This window comes from Cutibacterium modestum (assembly GCF_008326345.1).
GTDB classification, from domain to species: Bacteria; Actinomycetota; Actinomycetes; order Propionibacteriales; family Propionibacteriaceae; genus Cutibacterium; species Cutibacterium modestum.
In genome coordinates, this window is the sequence record NZ_BJEN01000003.1 from 612,739 (window position 1) to 637,193 (window position 24,455).

27 protein-coding genes and 3 pseudogenes are annotated in these 24,455 nt (G+C 61.3%); 22 read left to right on the forward strand and 8 right to left on the reverse strand.

Annotation, left to right across the window (positions count from 1 at the left end):
- Positions 1–10 precede the first annotated feature (10 nt).
- The 4 genes from F1563_RS11285 to aroQ are packed head-to-tail and all read left to right on the forward strand — an operon-like array spanning position 11 to position 2,761.
- Positions 11–289 (forward strand): Trm112 family protein, encoded by a 279-nt coding sequence (locus F1563_RS11285; protein WP_007433999.1) that lies wholly within the window; start codon positions 11–13, stop codon positions 287–289.
- Positions 286–1,305 (forward strand): SIS domain-containing protein, encoded by a 1,020-nt coding sequence (locus F1563_RS11290; RefSeq protein ID WP_007433998.1) that lies wholly within the window; start codon positions 286–288, stop codon positions 1,303–1,305. Before F1563_RS11285 ends, F1563_RS11290 begins: the two co-directional genes overlap by 4 nt.
- Positions 1,302–2,333, forward strand: coding sequence for a cation diffusion facilitator family transporter (locus tag F1563_RS11295; protein ID WP_002528567.1), 1,032 nt, complete (start codon positions 1,302–1,304; stop codon positions 2,331–2,333). The genes F1563_RS11290 and F1563_RS11295 overlap by 4 nt, the downstream gene beginning before the upstream one ends.
- Positions 2,330–2,761 carry a type II 3-dehydroquinate dehydratase gene (gene aroQ / locus F1563_RS11300; RefSeq protein WP_002528566.1) on the forward strand — a complete coding sequence of 144 codons (432 nt, stop codon included), beginning with the start codon at positions 2,330–2,332 and terminating at the stop codon, positions 2,759–2,761. The genes F1563_RS11295 and aroQ overlap by 4 nt, the downstream gene beginning before the upstream one ends.
- Positions 2,762–2,775: 14 nt before the next feature.
- On the opposite strand, the gene F1563_RS11305 is transcribed toward aroQ, so the two are convergent.
- Positions 2,776–3,018 (reverse strand): DUF3039 domain-containing protein, encoded by a 243-nt coding sequence (locus F1563_RS11305; RefSeq protein ID WP_007433997.1) that lies wholly within the window; start codon positions 3,016–3,018, stop codon positions 2,776–2,778.
- A gap of 106 nt (positions 3,019–3,124) precedes the next feature.
- Here F1563_RS11305 and F1563_RS11310 point away from each other — a divergent pair, with 106 nt between their 5' ends.
- Entirely contained in the window at positions 3,125–3,946 is an 822-nt protein-coding gene (locus F1563_RS11310; protein WP_081414905.1) for an RDD family protein, read from the forward strand.
- 89 nt (positions 3,947–4,035) lie between these two features.
- Positions 4,036–6,135: pseudogene (gene malQ / locus F1563_RS14410) on the forward strand (4-alpha-glucanotransferase).
- A 141-nt stretch (positions 6,136–6,276) separates the two neighbouring features.
- On the opposite strand, the gene F1563_RS11335 reads toward malQ, so the two are convergent.
- Complete coding sequence (locus F1563_RS11335) at positions 6,277–6,606, reverse strand: HU family DNA-binding protein (protein ID WP_227431948.1); 330 nt, start codon at positions 6,604–6,606, stop codon at positions 6,277–6,279.
- Between the two features lie 154 nt (positions 6,607–6,760).
- Positions 6,761–8,101 (reverse strand): nicotinate phosphoribosyltransferase, encoded by a 1,341-nt coding sequence (locus F1563_RS11340; RefSeq protein WP_002528558.1) that lies wholly within the window; start codon positions 8,099–8,101, stop codon positions 6,761–6,763.
- Positions 8,102–8,188: 87 nt separating this feature from the next.
- On the opposite strand from F1563_RS11340, the gene clpS reads away from it, so the two are divergent.
- Together clpS and F1563_RS11350 are read left to right on the forward strand one after the other, a co-directional pair.
- Positions 8,189–8,476: an ATP-dependent Clp protease adapter ClpS gene (gene clpS, locus F1563_RS11345; RefSeq protein ID WP_002528557.1), complete on the forward strand. Its 288-nt coding sequence runs from the start codon at positions 8,189–8,191 to the stop codon at positions 8,474–8,476.
- A complete protein-coding gene (locus F1563_RS11350; RefSeq protein ID WP_002528556.1) occupies positions 8,473–9,024 on the forward strand; it encodes a DUF2017 family protein in 552 nt (183 codons plus the stop codon). Before clpS ends, F1563_RS11350 begins: the two co-directional genes overlap by 4 nt.
- A gap of 3 nt (positions 9,025–9,027) precedes the next feature.
- Here F1563_RS11350 and F1563_RS11355 read toward each other — a convergent pair whose 3' ends face one another.
- The 3 genes from F1563_RS11355 to F1563_RS11365 form a co-directional block, all read right to left on the reverse strand.
- On the reverse strand, positions 9,028–9,570 hold the full coding sequence (locus tag F1563_RS11355; protein ID WP_036958447.1) for a NifU family protein: 543 nt from the start codon (positions 9,568–9,570) through the stop codon (positions 9,028–9,030).
- On the reverse strand, positions 9,570–11,456 hold the full coding sequence (feoB, locus tag F1563_RS11360; protein ID WP_036958426.1) for a ferrous iron transporter B: 1,887 nt from the start codon (positions 11,454–11,456) through the stop codon (positions 9,570–9,572). The genes F1563_RS11355 and feoB overlap by 1 nt, the downstream gene beginning before the upstream one ends.
- Positions 11,457–11,593: 137 nt before the next feature.
- A complete protein-coding gene (locus tag F1563_RS11365) occupies positions 11,594–11,911 on the reverse strand; it encodes a FeoA family protein (protein ID WP_036958446.1) in 318 nt (105 codons plus the stop codon).
- 182 nt (positions 11,912–12,093) lie between these two features.
- Between F1563_RS11365 and murI the strand changes: the two genes are divergently transcribed.
- From murI to F1563_RS11395, 6 genes are read left to right on the forward strand one after another with little or no spacing between them, the layout of a single operon-like run.
- Positions 12,094–12,948 carry a glutamate racemase gene (murI, locus tag F1563_RS11370; RefSeq protein ID WP_002528551.1) on the forward strand — a complete coding sequence of 285 codons (855 nt, stop codon included), beginning with the start codon at positions 12,094–12,096 and terminating at the stop codon, positions 12,946–12,948.
- 29 nt (positions 12,949–12,977) lie between these two features.
- Positions 12,978–13,742 (forward strand): ribonuclease PH, encoded by a 765-nt coding sequence (gene rph / locus F1563_RS11375; protein WP_166806742.1) that lies wholly within the window; start codon positions 12,978–12,980, stop codon positions 13,740–13,742.
- Positions 13,739–14,353, forward strand: a complete 615-nt coding sequence (gene rdgB, locus F1563_RS11380) for an RdgB/HAM1 family non-canonical purine NTP pyrophosphatase (protein ID WP_002528549.1) — start codon at positions 13,739–13,741, stop codon at positions 14,351–14,353. The genes rph and rdgB overlap by 4 nt, the downstream gene beginning before the upstream one ends.
- A complete protein-coding gene (locus tag F1563_RS11385) occupies positions 14,354–15,166 on the forward strand; it encodes a thymidylate synthase (protein WP_002528548.1) in 813 nt (270 codons plus the stop codon). It abuts the gene before it with no gap.
- Positions 15,167–15,209: 43 nt separating this feature from the next.
- A complete protein-coding gene (locus tag F1563_RS11390; protein WP_002528547.1) occupies positions 15,210–15,680 on the forward strand; it encodes a dihydrofolate reductase in 471 nt (156 codons plus the stop codon).
- Positions 15,677–17,074 (forward strand): DNA polymerase IV, encoded by a 1,398-nt coding sequence (locus tag F1563_RS11395; protein WP_002528546.1) that lies wholly within the window; start codon positions 15,677–15,679, stop codon positions 17,072–17,074. Before F1563_RS11390 ends, F1563_RS11395 begins: the two co-directional genes overlap by 4 nt.
- Before the next feature lie 46 nt (positions 17,075–17,120).
- On the opposite strand, the gene F1563_RS11400 is transcribed toward F1563_RS11395, so the two are convergent.
- Positions 17,121–17,315, reverse strand: a complete 195-nt coding sequence (locus tag F1563_RS11400) for a hypothetical protein (RefSeq protein WP_002528545.1) — start codon at positions 17,313–17,315, stop codon at positions 17,121–17,123.
- 63 nt (positions 17,316–17,378) lie between these two features.
- Between F1563_RS11400 and F1563_RS11405 the strand changes: the two genes are divergently transcribed.
- Positions 17,379–18,314, forward strand: a complete 936-nt coding sequence (locus tag F1563_RS11405; protein WP_172623706.1) for a MurR/RpiR family transcriptional regulator — start codon at positions 17,379–17,381, stop codon at positions 18,312–18,314.
- Between the two features lie 69 nt (positions 18,315–18,383).
- Here the strand turns inward: F1563_RS11405 and F1563_RS11410 are convergent.
- Positions 18,384–18,585: pseudogene (locus tag F1563_RS11410) on the reverse strand (lyase family protein); the annotation flags it as partial.
- Between the two features lie 455 nt (positions 18,586–19,040).
- Here F1563_RS11410 and F1563_RS11420 point away from each other — a divergent pair.
- The 7 genes and pseudogenes from F1563_RS11420 to F1563_RS14420 all read left to right on the forward strand — a co-directional run.
- Positions 19,041–19,894: pseudogene (locus F1563_RS11420) on the forward strand (prenyltransferase/squalene oxidase repeat-containing protein); the annotation flags it as partial.
- A 1,155-nt stretch (positions 19,895–21,049) separates the two neighbouring features.
- A complete protein-coding gene (locus F1563_RS14415; RefSeq protein ID WP_227431933.1) occupies positions 21,050–21,214 on the forward strand; it encodes a hypothetical protein in 165 nt (54 codons plus the stop codon).
- The gene (locus F1563_RS11435) at positions 21,211–21,531 is read left to right on the forward strand and encodes a hypothetical protein (RefSeq protein ID WP_227431932.1); all 321 of its coding nucleotides are present in this window, start codon (positions 21,211–21,213) and stop codon (positions 21,529–21,531) included. The genes F1563_RS14415 and F1563_RS11435 overlap by 4 nt, the downstream gene beginning before the upstream one ends.
- Before the next feature lie 61 nt (positions 21,532–21,592).
- A complete protein-coding gene (locus tag F1563_RS11440; protein ID WP_002528538.1) occupies positions 21,593–22,132 on the forward strand; it encodes a hypothetical protein in 540 nt (179 codons plus the stop codon).
- A 63-nt stretch (positions 22,133–22,195) separates the two neighbouring features.
- Positions 22,196–22,624, forward strand: a complete 429-nt coding sequence (locus F1563_RS11445) for a hypothetical protein (protein ID WP_503826439.1) — start codon at positions 22,196–22,198, stop codon at positions 22,622–22,624.
- Positions 22,625–22,687: 63 nt separating this feature from the next.
- Positions 22,688–23,233, forward strand: a complete 546-nt coding sequence (locus tag F1563_RS11450; protein WP_007433982.1) for a hypothetical protein — start codon at positions 22,688–22,690, stop codon at positions 23,231–23,233.
- A gap of 238 nt (positions 23,234–23,471) precedes the next feature.
- Positions 23,472–24,446 carry a hypothetical protein gene (locus tag F1563_RS14420; RefSeq protein WP_227431947.1) on the forward strand — a complete coding sequence of 325 codons (975 nt, stop codon included), beginning with the start codon at positions 23,472–23,474 and terminating at the stop codon, positions 24,444–24,446.
- Positions 24,447–24,455 lie beyond the last annotated feature (9 nt).

Consider the following 24,455-nt stretch of genomic DNA (forward strand, 5'->3'; position numbering starts at 1 on the left):
GATGACGGTCATGCCTGATTTACCGCTGGCCCTTGAGGCACTCGACCTGTCTCCGGCGTTCCTCGAGGTGGCAGCTTGCCCGGCGTGTCACTCCCGGTTTGCCCTCGATTTCGACAGTGGGGAATTGGTGTGCTCTTCTCCATCATGTGGGCTGGCTTTCCTTGTGCGCGACGGCGTTCCCGATCTTCGCCTCGACGCGGCACGTAAGCGAGAATCTTGCCAGGCGGTCAATACTGAGGACACTGAGGCTTTTGAGCCCACTCATCGTCATGAGACGAGGCCGCAGTGACCTTCGACGACTCACGCCTCGACGCGCCTCTTAATCCACTCGCCGAGGAGGTGTTGCGTCACTTGGCCAGCACCGGCACGCGCATCCGTCGCGACTCTGCTGATCTTGACAACGTACGTCGAACGGTCGGTGAGTGGGGACAGCCCAGAGGAGTTCTCGTTGTCGGCCCCGAAGCCCGGTTGGTGCGGTCTGTCCTTGAGCCGATATGTCCCGTCCCGCTCGTCGCCTGGCCTTTCCTGCGGCTGCCAGCGTGGGTCGGACCCCTTGATCTTGTCGTCGCCCTCGATACTGATGGATGTTGTGCGGCCCAGGTGGCTGAGGCCCGACGTCGAGGCAGCGCCATCATCGTAACTGCCCCTGAGAAAACCGAGTCCTGGCAAGCTGCCGGTAGTCACGGCACTGCTCGCATCCTGATGGCCTCCGGGGGTGCCATGTCGGCCGCCGTCGCGGCGTTGTCAGTGCTGAGTGACTTGGGTCTTGGGCCGGTCGTCGACCCCGGACAGGTTGCTCGGGTTGCGGATATGGTGGCCGAGTCGGCTTCACCGCACCGAAACCTCGCCGTCAATGAGGCTAAGGACCTCGCGTGTGCGTTAGCCGATGCGGAGCCCCTCTTGTGGGGAGGGTCGGTGCTTGCAGCGCGGGCGTCGCGACGCCTCGCACAGTGGATGAGGCGAGCCACGGGTCGCATCGCCTTGTCTGCCGACTCAGCATCACTGCGTCCCATCATTGAATCTGCTCCTAGACGGGATCCTTTTGCCGATCCCGATCTTGACGGCGAGACGCGTCGCCCTGTCCTTGTCGTCATGGATGATGCCGAGACCGAGCATGCCGCTGTCCACCGCGAGCTAGAGCACCTGTGTGCCAGCCATGACGTGACGGTGCGCAGCGTTACGTTGCCGCTCGGCATTGATGAGCGGTCCTCGTCGATGGACCGTTACGTCGCCTTGCTGCTCCAGGGGAGTTTCGCCGCCGTCTACTTGGCCCTCGGGCTGGATCGTCTGGAGGAGATGACATGAGCCAGGCACATGCAGTCCAGCGGTCGGACGAGGTTAAGGAACCAGCCGATGCACAGCAGGGTGGCCGCAAGGCGATCATTGCAGCTGTCTTCGCCAACCTCGCGATCGCGGTGACAAAGGCGATTGCATGGGCACTCACTGGGGCTTCGTCGATGCTGGCAGAGGCCATCCACTCGGTGGCTGATACCGCTAACCAGGTCATTCTCATAATGGGTGGTAAGAAGTCCCACCAGGAAGCGGACGAGGACCACCCCTTCGGCTACGAGACGGCGCGGTACCTGTCTGGTTTCGTTGTCGCCATTGTCATCTTCACCCTCGGTGGTTTGTTTGCCCTGTACGAGGCCTACGGCAAGATCGAGTCGACACTTGTTGGTCATCCCGACGAGCTCCTCGATTCCCAGTGGTGGTGGGTGCCGCTGGCAGTCCTCGTGATCTCTATCTGCGCGGAGGGAGCTAGCCTGCGCATTGCCCTCAAGGAGAGTACCCAGGACCGCGAAGGCATGACGATCTTGCAATACATCCGGAAGGCTAAGGCCCCGGAGCTGCCGGTCGTCATGCTGGAGGATTCTGCTGCCGTTCTCGGTCTGATTTTTGCTTTCGTGGGTGTGGGCCTAACCCTGCTCACTCATAACCCAATCTTTGACGGCATCGGCTCGGCCTGTATTGGTATCTTGCTGGTCGTCGTTGCCGGAGTGCTCTCGCGCGAGATGAAATCCCTCTTGGAGGGGGAGTCGGCAACCCCAGAGTCGCGTAAGGCCATCCACGATGCCTTGGTGAATTCTGATGGCGTTGACTCGGTGATCTACATGAAGACGGTTCATTTGGGCCCTGAGACGATCCTGTTGGCTGCCAAGATCGCTGTTGATCCGACGGATTCCGCCCTTGAGGTCGCACGCATTATCGATAACGCCGAGGTGTCAGTGCGGGCCGCTGAGCCGCTAGTTGGTCCACTCTTCCTTGAGCCCGATATCCGTTATGGGGACAATCGCATCACTGATGGGGAGGAAAGATCGGAGGATCAGCCGTGAGCGAACAGGTACTGGTCCTTAACGGCCCGAATTTGGGTCGGCTTGGTCGACGCGAGCCACAGATTTATGGGACGGCCACCCATAACGATCTGGCGGCCCGGTTGGTCGAATACGGTCGTGAACTGGGGCTGGACGTTGAGGTGCGCCAGACCGACTCTGAGGAGCGGATGATTGGGTGGATCCACCAGGCCGCCGATGACCGTACCCCGGTCGTCATTAATCCGGCGGCCTGGAGCCACTACAACATTGCTATTGCAGATGCCCTCGCTCAGTTAGAGGCACCCTGCATCGAGGTGCATATCACCAATATCGCTACCCGGGAGGAGTTCCGTCATCGCAGCGTGGTGTCCGCGCACGTCACCGGGACGATCGCCGGGCTGGGATTGAAAGGGTACGAGCTGGCCCTGTCGTGGCTGGCCACGGGCTGAACCTAGGAGTGTGCCTACCGGTTCATCGACTCGAAGATTTCTTTGCACTCTGGGCAGACAGGGAATTTCTCGGGATTGCGGGAGGGCACCCATACCTTTCCGCACAGGGCGACGACGGGGGTCCCGTTGACCATCGCGTCGGTGAGCTTCGCCTTGGGGACGTAGTGCGAGAAACGCTCGGCGTCACCGTCATCGAAGGATGGACGAGTTTTTTCTTCGACCGCTGTGTTGGAACCTGGTGCCACCTGTGTGCTCATAGTCCACCAGTCTACGTGGCCGATCCCGCGTTGCCACGGACAGCCCCTGGTCCTGCTGGCAGCGGACGTGGCTGGCATCGTTGGGGCTTCGTGGAACAATAGACCGGTGACAAATGCGACTCCACCCCCCATGGGCTGGTACCCCGACCCTGCTGGAAGCGATCAGGAGCGGTATTGGGACGGCGAGCGTTGGACTCGGAACCTGCGCAATCAGCCGGACCCTCAGCCGCGGCATGGCGCGAACCATGTGCCCGAGACACTCGCGCCCGTATCACGGGTTCCGTCATCGCCACGACCTAGCGCAGCTGTTTCGCGTCGCGGCACTGCCGATATATCGAAGAGTACGTCGCAGAGCCGGTGGGGATCGACGGCTGACGGAATTCCCCTGGCAGGCTGGTGGTGGCGAGCCTTGTCCACCATCATCGACGCCACCCTGGTGTGGGTCGTCGTCGGTCTGACGATGCACGAGAAGGTCGCGAGCATCGTCGACAGTTACCAGAGGTTCCTTGCCGAGTCGATGCGTGCGGTCAGCGCTGGGGCTAGCCCTTCTGACGTCATTACGACGCGAGCCCTGATGGAAGCCGGATTCGTCAACGACCTGTCGAATCTCGTCGGTGCGGTGATCATTTCGCAGGCGATTTACCAATTCATTATGTTGGCAGCTTGCGCGGGTTCGGTCGGCCAATTGGTATGCGGGCTACGAGTCGTCGCCGTCAACAAGGGCAAGGAGCATCGCCGCCTGGTGTGGTGGCGTGCTCTCATACGCGCCGCCGCGTGGGCCTGCGTCGAGATGGGCAATCAAGTCATCGTGCTGCTGACACCCTTTAGCTACCTCATGCCGTTGTGGCAGCGTTCTCGTCAAACCATTCACGACGCAGTGGCAGGCACCCAGGTGGTTCGCCCGGTCCGCGAGTCTGACGTCGAGTAAATTTCGATTGTGCCGAGGCGATTTGTCGTCTTGGCGTAATCTGCCGATCCCGACTTCTGCTCCGGCGATTGGGGCAGCGAAAGGCCGTCATGTCCTTGACGAATCCCCACCTGGCGACCCTGGCTGATTATTTCGGCATCGCTCGTGATTATCACGACTGGAAGGGCCAGTACATCGAGGTCGGGGAGGTGACTGTCATCGCTGTCCTTGACGGTTTGGGAATCGACGCCTCAACCCCGGAACGTGCCGAGCGCGCGTGCCACAAGGTAGCTAACCGGGCGTGGGTGGCGTCGGATGCTGCCCGGAATCGTCGTCTTACGCGAGGGCCAGGAGGGTCGCGTTGACGTCCACGTCAACGCAGGGGAGCAGGTGAAGGTTCACGTCGTCTGCGAGGACGGTCAACGCCGCGAGTGTTGGCAGGTCGACAATTAGAACCCTGATCGCCAGGTGGACGATCGTTGGATCGGCGAGGCCACCTTCGGTATCCCCGGTGACCTGTCGTTGGGCTATCACACTATTGTTGCGACGACCACGGACCATCGCGCAACCGCCACGCTTGTTGTGTCCCCGAATTGGCTCGGTCTTCCCCGTTCGATGGGCTCGTCTCGAGTCTGGGGCCATGCCGTGCAGTTGTATTCAACTCGCTCCCGTGCATCTTGGGGCATGGGTGACTTTGCCGATCTGGCAGACCTGTCTACCTGGGCGGCCACCCAGGGCGCCGGCTACGTGCTCGTGAATCCGCTGCATGCCAGCCAGGTTGTCTCCCCGATTGAGCCCTCTCCGTATTTGCCTTGCAGCCGCCTCTTCCTTAACCTGTTGTATGTGCGCCCCGAGATCATCCCGGAGTTCGCCGATCTTGACGCCTATGAGCGTTCCGAGGCGCGGTCGGCTCGTGCCCAGGCAGCGGCCGATATCGAGGCCATCGATTGAGATCGTTCCTGGAACGCCAAGCTGCCAGTGTTAGAAGCCGTTCATGCCCTTGGCCTGGAGGGATCGAGGGAATTGTCCTATCAGGCATTCCGCAGGCTGTGCGGTACTCGGCTCGTCGATTTTGCGACATGGTGTGTGCTGACGGAGGTCTACGGCAACGACTGGCACACCTGGCCCGAGGAGTACCAGCGCCCAGTAGCCGTGCCGTTTCAGAGTTCGTGCGAGCCTACGAGGAACGCGTCGACTTTTTCATGTGGTTGCAGTGGATCGCTGACCAGCAGCTTTCGGCAGCCCAATCTGCCGGTCGCGACGCCGGGATGTCTTTGGGGCTCGTTTGCGATATGGCCGTGGGCGTTTCCGGTGCCGGGGCAGATGCGTTGATGCTCGGGGAACTCTTTGCTGACGGCGTTTCCGTCGGGTCGCCTCCTGACGCTTTCAACCAGGCTGGACAGGAGTGGGGGCAGCCTCCGATTCTCGCCGATTTGGCATATCAGCCTTTCCGCGACATGGTACGGGCTGCTTTGCGCCACGCTGGGGGTATCCGCATCGACCACATTCTTGGCTTGTTCCGGCTGTGGTGGGTTCCCGCCGGTCTCGGTCCGCGCATGGGCACCTACGTCCGCTACGACCACGAGGCCATGGTCGGCATTGTGGCGCTGGAAGCTTACCGGGCGGGTGCTCTCGTTGTGGGCGAGGACCTTGGAACGGTAGAGCCATGGGTGCGCGCCTACTTGCGTGAGCGCGGCATCATGGGCACTTCGGTACTGTGGTTCGAGAACGGGGAGGATGGCAATCCGCTGGCTCCTGAACAGTGGCGCGAGTACGCCATGAGTTCGGTCACCACTCACGATTTGCCACCCACTACTGGGTATCTGGCTGGTGATCACGTCGAAGTCCGCAATGAACTGGGGCTGCTCACCGAATCTCTCGACCACGAGCGCGGTAAGGCTGCCCGTCAGACTGCCACCTGGATCGCCATCTTGCGCGAGTGGGGCGTCCTGGTGGGGGATAGCCCCTGCGAGGAGGACATCGTGTTAGCGATGCACCGCATGCTCGCTTGCCCCCCGTCAAAGGTGCTCAGCGCCACCCTGACTGACGCGGTGGGAGATCGTCGCACCCAAAACTTGCCGGGTACGGCGAATGAATACCCGAACTGGCGGGTTCCTCTCAGCCATCCGGATGGTTCCCCGATGTGGCTGGAGGAGGTCTTCATTGACGAACGGGCTGCGCGGCTGTCCCAAGTCATGAACGAAGAATGACTGAATGACTGTCATAAATCGAAAGTGACCGTCATCTGCGAGAGGTGACCGGCTGGCGCGAGCACAATCACGAAAAACTGGGGTCCGGTGCTTCGTAGCACCGGACCCCAAGCGTTTGGGTCAACGCCCCTGAACTGTCGCTCAGTCAGCGACGGCCTTCTTGAGGGTGCTGGAAGCCGAGATCTTGACGGCCTTGTGAGCCGGGATGGTCATGGACTCGCCAGTGCGGGGGTTGCGGCCATTGCGAGCGGGACGCTCAACAGCCTCGGCGGTGAACAGACCGGGAAGCTGCACCTTCTCGCCCTCGGCTAGAGCGGCGGTGATGACGTCGGTGAGAGCCTTGACGGCTTCGTTGGTTTGGGCCTCAGTGAGCGAGGCCTGCTTGGCGACGGCCTTGATGAGCTCGGACTTGGTCATGGGGGTCTCCTCAAATGGACTATGTTCGGTTTTGGCTTGTTGCCGTTCCCTAATATGACACTAGCGGCTGTCGGTTCTCAGTCAAGCCGAAAACCGCGTCATTAGGGGGCTTTTAGGCAGAAGACGAGGCTTTTGGGCAGGTTTCGGGCACGAATAACCCGCTTGTCACATATTTCAACGTGTCTGGGGCTTTCCTGGTGGTGGGGGCTCAGGAGAGGGTTGTTCCAAGAACGGCGTCAGCGCCATCGTCGCCCTGCTTCACCATGACTGTCGGGATGGCCTGGTCGCCGCGCGAGATGCGTCGTCCGGAAATGGGCAGCTCGGCGATGGCAGCCCGGTGACGTTTACGCGCCGCCTCCAGCGGTTCACGGCCTACAACCTCGCCGTCGACGATGAGTGGAACGATGAGACTGCGGTCGTCAGCATCGGCGGCTGGTCGCTGACCAACCCCGACGACCTCTGCGGTGGCGATCCCACCTGAGCCAATGCGGCGCACCGCATACTTGCGTCCGCCTACGGTGTTTTTGTGGGACGACTTCTTAGCCACCGGCAGCAACTCGGCGTCACGGCCGTTTGTGGTGGCGCGGGCGACCAGCTTGTAGACGAAGGAGCAGGTCGGAGCTCCCGAGCCGGTCACCAGGGAGGTTCCGACGCCGAATCCATCGACGGGCGCGCCACGCAGGGCGGCGATTTGCCACTCGTCAAGGTCGCTGGTGACGATGATGCGGGTGTTTGAGGCGCCGAGGTCATCAAGTAAGTCGCGGACTTGGCGGGCGACGATAGATAGGTCGCCAGAGTCGATGCGAACCGCACCGAGACGTCCGTCGGTAAGGCGGACGGCTGTGCGTACCGCATTGTCGATGTCATAGGTGTCGACGAGTAAGGTCGTTTCTTCGCCGTAGGCGGCCAGCTGGGCACGGAAGGCGTCTTCCTCGGTGTCATGGAGGAGGGTGAAGGCATGGGCAGCGGTACCAGAGGTGGGGACGCCATAGCGAATCCCGGCAGCCAGGTTAGAGGTGGGGCCGAAACCGGCGATCCAGGCGGCGCGGGCGGCAGCGACTGCGGATTCTTCGTGGGTGCGTCGCGAGCCCATTTCGATGATCGAGCGGCCTTCAGCCATCATGACCATGCGGGATGCAGCGGAGGCGATAGCAGAGTCATGGTTGTAGATGCTGAGCAGCACCGTTTCGAGCACACAGGCCTCTGCGAAGGTGCCTTCAACGGTGAGCAGCGGGGAGCCAGGAAAGTAAAGATCGCCTTCAGCGTAACCGTGGATGGATCCGGTGAATCGGTAGCGTGATAGCCACTCGGCCATCTGCGGGCCGACCACCTTGGTGCGTTCTAAGAAGGAGACGTCCTCGTCGGTGAATCGGAAGTTCTCAATGGCGTCGAGGATGCGTCCGGTACCGGCCACGACACCGTAGCGGCGCCCTTCAGGCAGACGGCGGGGAAACAACTCAAAAACGCAGCGCCGGTCGGCGGTCCCCGATGCCATGGCCGCTTCGACCATGGTAAACTCGTAGTGGTCGGTGAACAGTGCGGTCGACATGGGCCATAGTTTAATGGGCCATAGTTTGAGGGATGCGTTCTGTGCGCGTGAGGTTTGAGTGTCCCAGCCGAGTGACAGAATAAGGCCATGCCTGTAGCCACCGCAGAACCCCTTGCACACCGTCTTGCCGACCAGGAGTCGACGCGGACGACGGTCGTCTGGGACGACCCGGTGAACCTTATGGATTACGTGACGATGGTGTTTATGAGGTATTTCGGTTATCCGCGCGAACGCGCGACCCAACTCATGATCCAGGTTCATAACGAGGGACGAGCGACGGTCGCAGAGGGCAGCAAGGAAGAGATGGAGATCGCTGTGCACGCCATGCACGGCTACGGTCTGCAGGCCTCAGTCGAAAAGGGCGGTCAAGGATGAGGATTGAGGGCACCCGAACCCGCTGGGTCTGGTACCTGGAACACGTCGAAATCATTGGCATTGAGAATGCTCTAGGACACTACGTGGAGGCCTTGTCGCGTCTGCGTACTGCTCCCAGTTTGGGCGGGGACCCGTTCGCTTTTTGGGAGAGCCAGTTTTCTGGGCTCCAGGAGGACGACAGGGTACGCCGGTCCATCCTACCGAGCGCCTACCGTGACGACGACTCAGCGGATGCCCACTTCCATGCCGATCATGACGCTGAGGACGTCGCGGCGCGATGGGAAGACGCTCAGGCCTTGCGCATTGACGTGGAGACGTTGCGCCGAACTGGCCGTATCTCCATGAACCCTGAGATGACGCAACGATGGCTTCGCACCGTCAACGCGCTGCGAGGCATGATGGCCGCAAGACTGGGGATTATCGACCAGGTCACCGCCGACGAAGTCGCTCGGGTGGCCCAAGAAGAATTAGAGGCCGAGGAGGAGTGCGTCTACGAGTGGCTCGGTCTCGTCGTGGAGGTGCTCGTGGAGGTGGAGCTGTCGGAGTAGGTGTCAGACTTCATGAACGGTGACCTGTTCGTGTAATCGCAAACTTAGCTGACGTTCCAGGCGCTGATGCAGGGTCATGACGGCTGCCGGGCATCCCCGGCAAGCTCCTTTCATAGCGACGTCAACCCTGCGCTCCTGACCGTCGACCGACACGTCGACTAATTCGATGGATCCACCGTGCATCGCGGCAACCGCGCCGACGGGCCCGGCGATAAGTTCATCGGTACAGCGGCGCAAGGTCTCGACCTCATTAAGGGGCTGACTGTCAGGGCCGCCCACCCATTCATCGGTGCGCTCCAAGGCCGTCGTTAAGGCAGTCCGGAATCCGGCACCGATGCGTCCCCATGTGCCCTCGAGGACAGTCGCCATGACGGCGCCGACCGTCGCTTCGACGCGCACCTGGTTGAGGAACTCGTCGAGGCCGGGGGCGCTTACCAAGAGCCCGGCGAAGGGCAGTGTGATCCCGGAGACCACCCAGCGCAGAGTGGCAGGGTCGGCGGTTGTTTCCGGATGAACGGCGGTGGATGGATGACAGGCGAGCTTTATCACATCAGTAGGTTTGTCACGAGACGTCCGATGAAGGCCATGGCCCAAGCCAGCACGAACATGTATCCGAAGGCCACGGCAGGCCACTTCCATCCACCGGTCTCCCGTTTCATGATCGCCACGGTCGACATGCATTGCAAGGCGTAGGCGAAGAAGAGGATGAGTGCCACGATGGTGGCCGGGGTGAAGACCTTGTTGCCTTTGTCGGGTCCATGGGTCCAGGTCCAATGGTCAAGTTGATGGGAGACGTCCACGTCATCTTCCGGATCGGTAGCCGAGGCCATCTGTCCCAAGGTCGACACCGAGACCTCGCGGGCGGCCAGGGAGCCGATGAGGGAAACGTCGATCCGCCAGTCGAATCCGAGAGGCTCGAAGACGGGCTCGACGGCCTTGCCGATGCTTCCAGCGATGGAGTGGTCCATGGTGTAGGCCGCCACGGCCACGTCATTGCTGGGGTCGATGCCGGCCTTCGTGAGTTCGGCGTTGGAACGCATCGGGAAGGTCGTGAGTGCCCAGATGACGATGGTTGTCAGCATGATGATGGTGCCGGCCTTGTGTAGGAAGGCCTTGGTGGGCTCCCACATCGCGATGCCCACTGAACGCAAGGTGGGGATGCGATACGGCGGCATTTCCATGTAGAAGGGCAGCAGGATGCCGGAACGGTCGGTGATCTTCTTGACGACCCATGCCGCGGTCATCGCCGAGACGGCACCAAGCAGGTAGAGCAGGAACATTGCCACGCCTCGGCCTGAGAACGGCCCAATCTGCGTGGTGTTGGGTATGAGCATTCCCACCAGCAATACGTAGACGGGCAGTCTCGCCGAACAGGTGGCTAGCGGAACGCCAAGCATCGTCGCGATGCGGTCTTTGGCCGAGGGGATGGTGCGGGTGGCCATCACGCCGGGGATGGCGCAGGCGAAGGACGAGAGCATGGCGACGAAGGCTCGCCCTTCCAACCCGGCACGGCTCATGACTTTGTCCATGAGGAATGCCGCACGTGACATGTAACCCACTGCGTCTAGCAGAGCCAACAGCAGGTACATCAGCAGGATCTGTGGGACGAAGGTCAGCACGGAGCCGACACCGCCGATGATTCCGTCGCCCAGCAGACCGGCCAGAATCTGGTTGGAGACGTTGTCGTCGACCCAGCTTCCTAACCAGCCGAAGAAGTTGTCGATGGCGTCTTGGGCCGGTGCCGCCCATGTGAACAGCGCCTGGAAGAACAGGAACATTACGACGAAGAAGACGATGGTTCCCCACACTGGGTGGAGTAGCACTTTGTCGATTCGTTCTGTGCGTGAGTCGAGGTGGGGGTCCTGGTAGCCAGCGCTGGCGAGCACGGAATCCACCCACCCGGCAAGTTCTTCGGTGGCAGTGGGCGGCGGCACCGGGGGGCGGTCCCAGGTTTGCCAGTCCGTGATGAGGTGACGCAGCTCGCCGATGCCGATGCCACGGTTTGCGACTACCGAGACCACGGGTACGCCCAAGGCCTGGGACAGTGCGGTGGTGTCGAGGCTGCCTCCGCGGCGGCGTAGCTCGTCGGTCATGGTGACGATGACGGCAGTGGGCAGGCCGAGTGCCAATGTTTCTGCAAGCAGCAGAAGGGATCGACGTAGTGCCGTCGAGTCGGCGACGACGAGGACGCCGTCGGGGGCAGGGATGCCCTTCATCGTGCCTTCGAGGGCATGGACGACGACTTCCTCATCGGGGGAGATGGGGGTCAGGGAGTAGGTACCGGGAAGGTCTTCGATGCCGTATTCATTTTTGCCGATCCGGCAGACGCCGGTACTACGGGAGACGGTGACGCCGGGATAGTTTCCGGTCTTGGCGTGCAAGCCGGTGAGTTGATTGAAGATCGACGTCTTACCGCCGTTAGGGGAGCCCACCAGGGCCAGTTTGGGTGAATCCGTCCTCGGTTCCGTCGTAGGAACGGTGTGACAGGGCGCTGCGGTGGGTATGGGCATCAATAAACCTCGAATGGGTGTGGGTTCTACGTGGATTGTGCAGGATGAAAGGTGGTTGATTAGGCGAGAGCAGTGGTGGCACACGGCTCGACGACCGGCTGCGGCGCGGTCTGGGGTGCCGGGCGGACCATGATCATGTCTGCCTGGGCGCGGCGAAGGCACATCTGGACGTCGCAGACGTGAAACACCATGGGGCCGCCGAAGGGGGCCTGGCGAATCTTGGTGACGGCGCGACCGTGCCCGAAACCGAGCATGTGAAGACGGCGACGGATGTAATCGGCACAGTCAATGGTGATGTCTTCAATGGTCGCGTTCTGCCCTGCCGTCAGTGAACTGAGTGGCACGACGCCTTGGTTGTCTGCGGTGTTGCGATGTATATGCCTCGTCATGTTGTCTCCCCCAATGAAGTGATTCCATGCTGCCGTCGGGACCCGGCGTATCACTAGATGATAGCAAAGCCTTACCTTAATGACCCTATGGGAGTGTATCGTCCAGATGGGGGTGTCGTGACTTCCCGCGAGTGGTCGCTTGGAGAACTCGCGCGGTAGTCTGTCGAGCCGTGACCGAACCTGATTTCGACGTTGTCGACTCACCGATCGGCATCTTCGACTCCGGATTCGGGGGGCTGACGGTGGCTCGATCTGTTGTTGACCTTATGCCGAACGAAGACATCGTCTATCTGGGGGACACGGATCGCGCTCCCTATGGTGAAAAGACCATCGCGGACGTACGGCACTATGCCCTACAGTGCCTCGATCGGCTTGTTGCTCATGGCGTTAAAGCTTTGCTGATCGCCTGTAATACCGCATCCTCGGCGGTGTTGAGGGATGCCCGGGAGCGTTACGGGGTGCCGGTTATTGACGTCATCATGCCAGCCGCGCGTCGGGCTAGTTCTGCTACCCGCAACGGGCGAATCGGCGTTATTTGTACTGAGGCGACGGCTCGTTCCCTGTCCTATGAGGACGCTTTAGCTGCGGTGCCCGGCATCACTTTGACGACTCAGGCGTGCCCGAAGTTTGTTCCTTTTGTCGAGGAGGGGATCACGAGCGGACCGGAGCTTGAGGCTATCGCTCGGCAATATCTGGCGCCTATCCAGGAGGCTGGTTGCGACACCCTCATTCTGGGGTGTACTCATTACCCGCTTCTGGCTGGGCTTATTGCGTACGTCTTGGGCGATGACGTCACCCTTATTTCTTCGTCTCATCAGTGTGCCCGCGCCTCGTACTCTTTGACGGCTGAATCTGGGCTGTTGCATTCCCGGCCTCGTGAGTCGAGCCGCTATTTTCTTACCACGGGGAATGCTGAGCGTTTCGAGAGACTGGGACGACGCCTTATGGAGGGATTTGTTCACGATGTGAAGTCGGTGCATGCCGAGGCGCACTCTTTCGGTGATCGCGCGGTTGTTCGAGACTGACTCCGGCGCGGGGTCTTTGCATCCGCTGGGTGTCAGTGCAGCCCACTACCCTTGGCAGGGTGAGTGAGACTTCTCGAATTGACGGACGCCGCCTGGACCAGTTGCGAGACGTCAGGATCGAACGCGGCTGGTTGTCCCAGGCTGAGGGTTCGGTGTTGGTGAGTTTTGGGCGCACCACTGTGCTGTGTAATGCCTCGGTTACGGAGGGAGTGCCGCGTTGGCGCAAGGGGTCCGGGCTGGGGTGGGTCACCGCTGAATACGAGATGCTTCCGCGCGCTACCAATGAGCGGTCCGGCCGCGAGTCTCGCAGGGGCAAGATCGGAGGTCGTACTCATGAGATTTCTCGTCTGGTAGGGCGCTCCCTGCGAGCCGTTATTGACGACAAGGCGCTGGGCGAGAACACCATCATCCTTGACTGTGACGTGCTTCAGGCCGATGGCGGGACTCGTACCGCCTCGATTACTGGTGCTTATGTCGCTCTCGTCGACGCCGTTAACTGGCTGCGTAAACGTGGTGGACTGGTTGGCGAGCCCATCACCGGGTCGGTGCAGGCTATCTCGGTGGGTGTGGTCGGCGGCGTCCCGATGCTTGATCTGGCCTATGAGGAGGATTCGCGTGCCGACACGGACATGAACGTTGTCATGAGTGGCAGTGGGGACTTTGTTGAGATCCAGGGAACGGCGGAGGGTGCCCCCTTCAACCGTGACCTGCTTAACGAGTTGCTTGACCTCGCTGCCGGTGGCTGCGTAACCCTCAAGCAGGCCCAGTCCGAAGTTTTGGGGGTGGCGCTGTGAGCCGGATCGTGTTGGCGTCGAATAATGTGAAGAAACTGGTTGAGTTGCGTCGTACTTTCGAGGCAGCGGGCACTGACGTCGAGATTGTCAGTCTGGCGGAGGTCAGCGATGCCCCGGCCCCGGAAGAGACCGGTAGAACCTTTGTCGAGAATGCTCTCATTAAGGCGCGTGCCGCAGCCTGCGACACCGGGTTGCCTGCTTTGGCCGACGATTCCGGATTAGAGGTTGACGCCCTCAACCGGATGCCCGGCATCCGTTCGGCACGCTGGTCGGGGCCTAAGGCCACCGACGCGCGCAACCTTCAGTTGCTGCTTGATCAGACCTTCGACCTTCCGCACGACCGCCGTCATGGCAGGTTTGTATGCGCGATGGCTTTCGTCGATTCAGACGGCACCGAGATCACCAAGGTGGCGACGATGGAGGGGCGGATCATTTCGCAGGCCCGCGGAGAGAACGGGTTTGGCTATGACCCGATGTTCGTCCCCGATGCCCAGCCCGGCGACCTCACGAGTGCTGAGATGACTCCAGAGGCTAAGGACGCCATCAGCCATCGGGGACAAGCTGTTCGCGCGATTGTCCCGGCGGTCGTCGCGCATCTGGAGGGCCGCTGAATGCAGATCTACCTCGACTTGCTGCAACGGATTCTTGACGAGGGTGTACGCCGCGAGGACCGCACCGGGACCGGGACGCTCAGCGTTTTCGGCCACCAGATGATCTTCGATCTGCGCGAGGGATTTCCGCTGGTGACCACGAAGAAGATCTACACCCGCAGCGTGTTCGGGGAGTTGTTGTGGTTTCTGCGTGGGGACACCACTGTCGGCTGGTTGCATGACAACGCCATCCATATTTGGGACGAGTGGGCTGACGAGAATGGTGATTTAGGGCCGATCTACGGGCGTCAGTGGCGTTCGTGGCCCGATGGGGACGGTGGCACGATTGATCAGATCGCCAAGGTCATTGAGCAGATTCGTACCAATCCGTGGTCGCGTCGTCACATCGTCTCGGCGTGGAATGTGGCCGAGGTCGACGAGATGGCTCTGCCGCCGTGCCACACCCTGTTCCAGTTTTACGTCACCCCAGATGATCGGGGAGAGCCGACTTGGTTGAGCTGCCAGTTGTACCAGCGTTCCGGTGACACCTTCCTTGGAGTGCCGTTCAATATCGCCTCGTATGCCTTGCTCACCTATCTGGTGGCGTCGGTGACCGGGCTCAAACCGTTGCGGTTCGTTCACACGTTGGGCGACGCCCACCTGTATCTCAACCACCTTGACCAGGCCCATGAGCAGTTGAAGCGTGAGCCGCGGCATCTGCCAACGCTCACCGTCAATCCGAATGTCCGTGACATTGACGGGTTCGAGCTGTCCGATCTCACCCTGACTGGCTATGACCCGTATCCGGCGCTGCCCGCCCCGATTGCGGTCTGATCGGGTGCCGGGGCCGGGTTTCTTAGGAGCCGCAGGAGGATCGATGAAGGTTGTTGCGATCGCCGCCGTCGCCGATAACGGCGTCATCGGGTCAGGGCAGGAGATGCTCTGGCACATTAGTGAGGATTTCCGTCGCTTTAAGACCGTGACAATGGGCCACACGTTGGTTTTCGGGCGTCGTACCTTTGAACAGATCGGCAAACTTTCTGGACGTCGTCACATCATCTGTACCCGCGACCGGCAATGGTCGGCGGAAGGGGTGGACGTCGCAACTAGCCCGCGCGAGGCCGTCGAGATGGCGCGGGAGGCCGGCGAGGAGATTTGTTTCATTGCCGGAGGTGGACAGATCTACGCTGATGCTTTCGAACTGTGCGACGAGCTCGACATTACTGAGGTCCATCAGAGTCCGAATGGTGCGGTGCGTTTCCCCGCTCTCGACCCTGCGGTGTGGGTGGAGACCCGTCGTGAACCTCGTGGCGGCTTCGATTTCGTCGGGTACCGGCGTCGGGCATGAGATCGACGGCGTCGATCCTCCACCTGGACATGGACGCTTTCTTCGCCTCGGTGGAGCAACGGGATAAGCCCTCCCTAGTTGGCAAAGCCGTCATTGTCGGCGGGGTCGGTGGTAGGGGAGTAGTTGCGACGGCCTCCTACGAGGCCCGCACATTCGGGGTGCATTCGGCGATGGCCGGGTCTCAGGCCCGTCGATTGGCGCCACATGCTGCTTTTTTGTCTGGACGGTTTGAGGCCTATCGGGAGTCCTCGAAGGCCGTCATGGCGACCCTGCGGGAGATGTCGCCGCTCGTTGAGCCGCTGAGTCTCGACGAGGCTTTCGTTGATCTGGAAGCTGGAGGAATCGACGTCGAGGACCCTGACGCTGTGCATCAGGTTGCCGCTGAATTGCGCGCCCGGGTGGCGGAGCGCACCGAGGGCTTGAGCTGCTCGGTGGGTATCGGGTCGAGCAAGTTCATGGCCAAGGTCGCCTCCGAGATGGCCAAGCCGCAGCGTGGCCATACCGACCAGATCGCCCTCATCGCCCCCGGCACTGAGGCTGACACGATCGCGCCTCTTCCTGCCCGGGCTATCCCAGGAGTAGGGCCGGTCACGGCGGAACGGTTAGAGAAGTTGGGGCTTCGCACCATCGCCGACGTTCGAGCCGCGAGGGAGTCCGAATTGGTCCACGAAGTGGGCCATGCTGCTGGGGCGAGCCTCGTCGCTTTATCACGGGCGTGGGATGACCGACCGGTAGTGGCCAGCCGAATCGCCAAATCGATCTCAGTGGAAGATACCTTCGAACACGACCTCACTGATCGTGAGGAGTGCCGCCAGATCGTGGAACGCCATGCGGGTCTGGTGTGTAGACGGTTGACGAAGTCCGGGCAGTTCGCCCGCACTGTCACCCTCAAAGCGAAAATGGCCGACTTCACCGTGTGGTCGCGGTCGCTGACCCTGAGTGGAGCCACTGACTCGCCGGAGAGGATCTCCCAGCTGGCGGTGCGGATGCTGGACTCCCTTGACCTGCGCGAAGGAGTGCGACTGCTGGGTGTTGGGGTGTCGAATTTCGCCACGTCCGCTCAGGAAGAACTTTTCGTCATTGACAACGAGGGGAAGCTACTCGACGAACCCGAGGCGACTGAGGAGATCACCCCCATCCAGCCTGGACCCTTCGGACGACGCCGAGCCTTCGACGAGCAGAATTGGCCTCCCGGGGCCGATCTCATCCATGACGACTACGGACGTGGCTGGGTGTGGGGATCGGGTCACGGCATCGTCACCTGTCGGTTTGAGTACCGGGGAAGTGAGATCGGAAGGGTGAAGTCGGTTCGTCAGGATGATGAGGCGCTTCACCCGGCTCATCCTCTTCCGCTGGCATGGCATCCTCCTGCCGAGGACGTCCCGTCCACGTGACGTGCGCCTCCGGCCATGACCCGGCTAGGCGAGTTATCCTCCCCGATCAGAACATCGGGATATACGCCACTGATCCACCCAATACCATCAGGTGCTCATCAAAATGATCCTCAGGCCGTCGGTGGCGATACTGAAAGGCACGGAAAGTTCCGGCAGCGTCCGGTTCGATATCATCGGTCAACTCCTCGCTTCCAATGCTCGTCGGATTCATCGTCATGATCGCCTCGAGCCTGATCCTCATCTGAGGCGGGAGTAAAATATGTGCCCTCCGCCGGCATGGTTGCGGCGGGCACACATCTTGATCTTGGAGGAGATGACGATGGCTGAGTCGATGGGCTCGGCGTGTGAGGGGCTGTACGCCCGGTTGGGAGAGTTACAGACGATGACGCGGACCGATGCGGTCATCGCCCAGTACTTTGAGGATTCCTTTCCTCACTTGGCTCTGGAGAACTTGGACGAGATTAGTGTCGCGACGGGTACCTCCACGGCGTCGGTGACGCGTTTCGTGCGCAAGCTGGGCTATGCCAGCTTCCGTGACTTCTCGCGGAGTCTTCGCGAGGAGGTCGCCGCCAACTTCGACCTTTCTAATGATCGCACCACCAACGGCCCTACGACTGATGGGCCGGGAGCTATGTGGCGTTCCAAAATGGAAGCTGCCCGACGCAGTATTGATATTGGCCTGAATTCCTTGGATGGAGAAGCATTTGATCGAGTCGTTGAGGTGCTACGCGACGATTCCCGTCCGCTGTGCCTCGCCGCGGCCGCGCCCGGGCACACCCTGCTCGACTATTTCGGGTTGTTAGCGCGCTACTACCGACGTGACGTCATCCTGCTGGAATCAACCGACCGGATGGCCCATCAGCTCATTGACCTTCCTGACGACGCCGTCTTGTTGGCATCCGTGTTCGACCGGCATTCCCGAATGGTTGAATCGGTCTTGCGGCTCTTTCACGAGCGCAACATGACGACGGTGCTGTTGACGAACCGTTCCTCCACCCCAATGCGCAGATATGCCGACCACGTCCTGCTGGTGGCCTCGGAATCCTCGACGGCGTTTCGGTCCAGGGCCTGCTACCTTATCCTGCTGGAATCGCTGGTGGCTGCCCTGGCCCCGGAGGATCACGAGGTCGAACGCTGCCGGGTTGAGGCGATGCAGGGGCTGTGCGACGAGCTCGGGATTTTTATTACTCCGTCGATGCCCTCGCTGACAAGGAGGACGCTTACGGGCGGGTGCCGTTGAGGGCCGACCGTAGAGCGTCAACGCCCCGGCGAAGGGATTGCCGCTTCCACCGCTAAAGACCTGCGCCATGACGGTGTCGGTGGCCTTGGTCTGCGTGGTGATTCGGCACCGGTTCTGGCCGGGATCATTCCGGGGCGGTCTGAACCCACACCAGGGCAGCCTCGACGTCATACCAGCTCTGAACCGTCAATCACTCCGACCAGATGCGGTTCATCTCCTCCGTAACGTAGCCGTGGCGGGTGATCTGGTTGTCCAACGACCCGAGCACCACTGTATGCCCCCGTTGATAATTAGCTGTTTGTGTCAGTAATTTTACATTTCGGGGTGGTGTGGCCACCTGACAAGGAGGGTCTTTTTGGGGTGTGTTGGTGGGGGCAAAAGCTAACAGTTTCCGGTGGAGTAGGTGTATAGTGCTCGCTGTCAGCCCAAAGGAATGGTTGATACCCGAGTGGCCTGGGGAAGCCGGTGAGAATCCGGCACTGACCCGCAACCGTGTCCACGCTGCAAGGCGTGGGAGCCGGAGTACCAGGAGCGTCAGGGCAGGTTTAAGGTTCCGTCGTGGATTACGGAGTCGACACCGACGCGTCAACGCCAGTGCTGCCCGCGGTTCCCCCCGGAACGCTCCGAGTAGATGGAGAAGTCATGGCAGTAAAACTGGCAACGAAGCGTAGCCGAGTGTTGGGCTCGCTGGTGGCGGCCGCGGTGACCGCCGGCACGGTGGGGGTGATGGCGGTCCCGGCTCAGGCAGCCCAGGCGGCTGGGCCTTCCGATTACACTGCCCAGGCCGGTAAGGCAGCCGACTACATCAACGGGCACAGTGGCGATCTGACGAAGGGTGATTTGGGTCCGGAGTTGGATGGGGCGCTGCTTTGATTTCTGCCGGTAAGACCGATGCGGCGACGTTCACCGCGATCAAGAATGACATCAAGGCCAAGGGGCCATCCTATTGCAAGCCGAAGAATGTGGGTGGGTGTGCGAAGGTGACAATCACCTTGCTGGCGGCCGGCGAGTCAACCACCTATGACGGGCACGATTACGCCAAGCCCGTAACATCGGCCACGGATTTCACCGAGTATGCAACGAATCAGGCCTTAGACATGATCGCGTTGGAGCGGTTGGGCAAACCGATCCCGCAGAAGCTGTTCAAAGCGGCCACCGGCTATGCCTCGGAGACTCCCAAGTGGGCTGATCCGGACACTGATGGTCTTATGCTTACGGCTCTGTCGCATGTGAAGGGTTCAGATGCGGAAAAGTCCAAAGCTGTCTCAAACCTGGAGGGGCGGTTGAATGCCGCCAAGCAGGGTGACGCTTGGACTCCCTCAGGTAGCGAGGGGAACGTGAACACGACTGCGTGGGTGGCTCCAGGCTTGTACCGGGCTGGTGACGCGGACCACAAGGATCAGGCTGTCAAGGGGCAGGCGTGGCTTGCCGGTCAGCAGCAGTCTGACGGCTCGTTCCCGGGGTCAGTGAAGACGTCCGTTGGAGCCATGATGGCGACGACGCAGGCAGTTCCGGCGCTGCGGGGCTTGCAGTCTTATGACAATGTAGGTGCTCATCAGGCCCAGGAAGAGCCCGTTGACTGACAAGGTGACGTTTTAGTCATTCTCAGTGATGGTGGTGGGGAAGCTTTTTGGCTGCCCCACCACCGGTGAAGTTTTCGGCTTTTGTTCTTGCTATGTGGAATTTGTTAAGTCGGCGGTGGGCAGTGGTGGCGACAATTGTTGTCACGGTGATGGGCGCGTTGTGTGGGCTTGGTGTGCCGGGTGCGGTGGCGTCCGGTGATGATGAGGATTTTCCGCCTTCGAATGGGGAGTTGGGGGTGTATCCGGATTATGGTCCCTCGCGGCAGACGTTCTTCGACAAGGGTGGTCGATGGCGTGATGGCTGGTGCCGCAGGGGTGAGGGGTATGCGGTGGTCGTCGATTTCTCCGATGCCCCGGAGGGTTATCGTGGTGATTTGACGCCTACCTCTGCGCATATTCGCCAGTTTGGTCCCACGGTGGCCGATGGCTGGATCGTGCGCTGTCATGAGGGTCCGTACGGGGCGAATGTGACGTCGTCGTCCACGGCAGTGGATTGGTCTGATGCGCTCAGTTCGGTGGGGCTCTTCACCAAGAAGACTCAGGACTACAAGCGCCCGGACCCGGAGAATACCAATGAGGCTGTTTCCGATTCCGCGGTGAAAGAGCTTTTGCATGTGCGAGGTGTGGAAGAACCCATCAGTGTTCCTGGATATATCGAAGAATATGTCTTCAACCCTGGCGTGTGGATTCGTCCGGATGCCTCTGGTGGCTTGTCGGGTGGGTGGCCGCTGCATGGTTCCTCGGCGAATGACCCGTGGCCCTCGGCTGGTGCAGGTAACAGAATCCTTTTCCAGGATGCCAATGGTGATGTCGAGAAGAGTGATGTCGTGGATGGCACCGTCCTCTACATCGCATATGGGAAGGACGAATACGATAGTAAGGAAGGTGTCCACAAGAGCTGCTTTTCCCGAGAGGCTTGGCATCTCACTTCTGTGTGTCTGGGTGAGGCGGCGCGGTATCCGAGGATGTATCCGAGACATCCGGAACGAACACTGACTCCTCGGTATGCTGATGACAAGCCCAAGCCTGTTCCCACGCCGAGTGGGGGTCCTCGGCCGCGGCCTTCTGCTCCCACGGGTGGTCCCACACGGGACCCGTCGGGGAACAGGCCGCATCCGCACAGGCCGCGGCATCATCGCAGGCCGACTCCTCATGTCAGGCCGCATCCTGACCCGCACCATAATGGTTCGACCGGGCGTGGTGGTTCTGGTTCGCATCATGGTGGTTCGACCGGTGCTGGTCATGGTGGTGCTCGCCGGGATGCTGTCCGGCGTGGGAATGATGCTCGCCGGGATGTTCATGCGGGTGGCCGGGTGAACTCGAAGGTGGGCAAGGCTCCGCGCACGCCCCACCCGTCTGCTTCCTCGTCCCAGTCGGCCTCGCCGCTGTCGTCTGGTCGGGGTATGGCGGCTGGCCGGGTTCCATCGTCTGCCAGTGGTGGCCGGGTGTGGGGTGGTGAGCGGAAGAGCGCTGCTGTCCTGGATGATCACCGTCGAGTGCCTGGCTGGGCCTGGGGCGCTGGCGGTGTTGCGGTGGTTGCTGCCGCTGCGCTGGTGTGGTGGCTGATCCGCGGTAGGCGCCGCGGCCAAGAAGGCGACGATGATGATGAGGTTGGTACGGATCTTTTTGAGTGATGCGCCCGGTGGGTGCATGTGTGTTTGAAGTCGGCCACGCGTGAGGAAAGGTGACGTATTAATGGTGATAAGGAATTCGATGGTGAGGTGGACGACGGGAGGCTTGGCGGTTGTGATGACCGTTGGGGGCTTCACGATGCCGGCATGGGCCGATGATGATGTGAAGCAGATTCCGACGGCGTCGGCGGATCAGTGGCATGCGGGCTGGTGTGCCAAGGATGAGGAGGGCTATTCGGTTCTCATCGATTTCGCGGCGTTGGATCCGAAGGACCGGGGTGATTTGAATCCGGACACGACCACGTACACCGACGCCCATGTCAAGGATGGCTGGCTGGTGCGCTGCCACAAGGGCTTGGAGCCGGTCAACCATGCCGAGGGTGATGATTACGAACCGGAGGCGCAGCCTGCGAACTGGGTTGCGATGGTGGGTGTTCCCGGGACGGTGGACGCCAACGGGTGGCACCGCTTCCTGGGGATCACTCCCGACAGCGATGAGACGTCATCTGGTGACCGGATCAGTAACTCGGCGGTGACGGTGCTGCCCGGCAAGGACGGTGCCCTGCTGGCGTGGCCGCAGAAGGTTCACGACGATGAGGACTAACCCGGCAAGCCGGCTGATGTGGGTTACCTCGCGTTGCCTGAGAAGCCGGTGAAGGGGATGGCCGTGGCCATTGCCCTCTACCCCGATGGACACACGGACGATCCGGAGAATCCCGGGGCGAAGTTCTATTTCGCCGGTGATGATCCGAATCGGCCCGAGCACCGGCCCCAGTACGGCGAGGCCCCCGCACCGACCCCGACACCGACTCCGACTCCTACGGTGAGCCCGAAGCCAACTCCGACCGTGGCGCCGACCCCGGCGGGTAAACTGACCCCGGCGGTGACGCCTACGTCGTTACCCACTCCGAAGGATCAGTCGGGATCACCGGTGAAGCCAGGGGTAGGGGATCACCCCCGTGCCGGGCGCCCCGGTGCCCCGGCCACCCATGGTGGGAATACTGGTTCCCCCGATCCCAGGGGCCAAGGTGGAATCGGCGGTTCGGGTGTCGGTGACGGGTCAGCCCCCATTGGCCTGCCAGCCACCGGAGCCTGAGCAGGCCATGGTGAACAGAGTGTTTGCTTACTTCATCATCTATTGAGGAAGGATATAGATGCCATGATGACACAGAAGATGGGAATGTCGGTGATAAGTCGGCGTGGGGCTGGCCCGCTCGTTGCGGTGTTGCTAGCAGCTGGTGCTGTAACCGGGGCGGGAACAGCTCAAGCGGCTGGGTCAGTCTCTGGTGCTCCGGGCTGGCACGACGGGCCGTGTGTCGCTGGTGAGGGTCAGACGGTGGTGGTGGACCACAGTAGCGACATGAGCCAGAAGCCGATCATTCCGGACAATTGGAAGGCTAAGCCGGGGATTCTGGTGTGGTGCAGTGTGGGTGGCCAGTGGGCCAATTCCGATGGTGATGGCCGGACCGAGCCGCTCAAGGCGGTGGGAATCACGTATGCCCCGGAGGGCGGGGTGAGTCTGATCCACACGGTTAATGGTGTTACTGACAGTCCGGATCTGGGGAAGTATTGGGTGTACTCTATGGTTTCTAAGCCCGGCGGCAAGTGGGACATGATGGTGCCGACACCAGGTAAGAACACTTGGGTAGGTGTGACCCTGGGCGGAAAAGAAGTTCCGTCAATCGATCCGCCCGTCAAGAAATAAAACTAGTAACAAGGGGGGTTCGGCGGGAGCGTGGTGCCTCGCCGGACCCCTTCCGCTATGTCATGGCTTGTGCGGCTGGGGTCGCAGAAGGGATGGATTGTGAAGGTTGGCAGGGCGATGCGCTTGGCGACCGCCGTGACGGCCATCGGTGCAGCCTCGTGGCCGGTTGCGGCTCATGCAGATACTGATGTCGGACCGGTTGTGCGCCGACCCCACTCATGAATGCACTGTGAGTGTAATGGGAGGCCCGGCACGAGAGGTGTCCTATTCGGGGGTCGACGTGACCGGGAGGCCCGGCACCCGCGTGCGGCTAGCGGCCTACTACGTGCGTACCAATGACCACGGTAAGTTGACGCGGCTGGAGCGCTTCGCGGTGGGTGACAAGCCGGTAGTCGTCGGTGACACCGGGATCGTGGGCACCAGGTTGGGATTCCCCACCATTCAGGATGATCCGGCAAAGATACCCAGCGCATGGATCTTCGTGGGCCCCGATGACGTGACCATGGCGAACCTTGACAAGGCGGCAGGCAGTTTCGTGCCATATGGGACGCTGAAACCCACCGTGCTGGGGGACGGCTGGGGTCTGGAGAAGCCCGTGGGTCAGACGATCGGTGTACGCACCGTCGGGTCGATGGTGACGGGGGCGTACCAGATCGAGTACCAGGACGATGCGGGACACTGGGTGAACGTGACCAAGGCCCGGAAGCCTAATCCTGATGAGTTTTTTTGCAGTGGCAGCCTTGGGGTGATGGCGCGCTTCGATAGTCCCGACACGGCCCAAGTGTGTATGGACAACCCCTCCAAGCCGGTGGACATCGGCTACCAGTTGCCTCGCGGCCTGAAACATCACCGCTACAAGATGCGGATGACCACCTACGGTGGTGACGGGCTGATCGTGGTACACACCTGGGACGCCGTCCCCTCGAACCATCCAAAGCGGGCACCCTACAAGAGCACGTTCCGTGAGCCGTACCACCGGGGAGCCTCGAGCCTGGCAGGGGCTGAGGAGAGACATGCGGGTAGCCGCACCATGCAGAGTGCTGTCGGTGCAGGGGCCAGTAATCGCGCGTGTCGATCCAGCGTCCTTACGCCTGTCGGGGGGATTGATCGACGTGCGCGCCGGTCAAGTGTTGGGGGTCATGGCCTGCGAACCAGTTCAGGCGCACCGGGTTGCACGCCGTCTGGCCACAACCGTGTGTCCACGGGGCATTGACGATCGCCT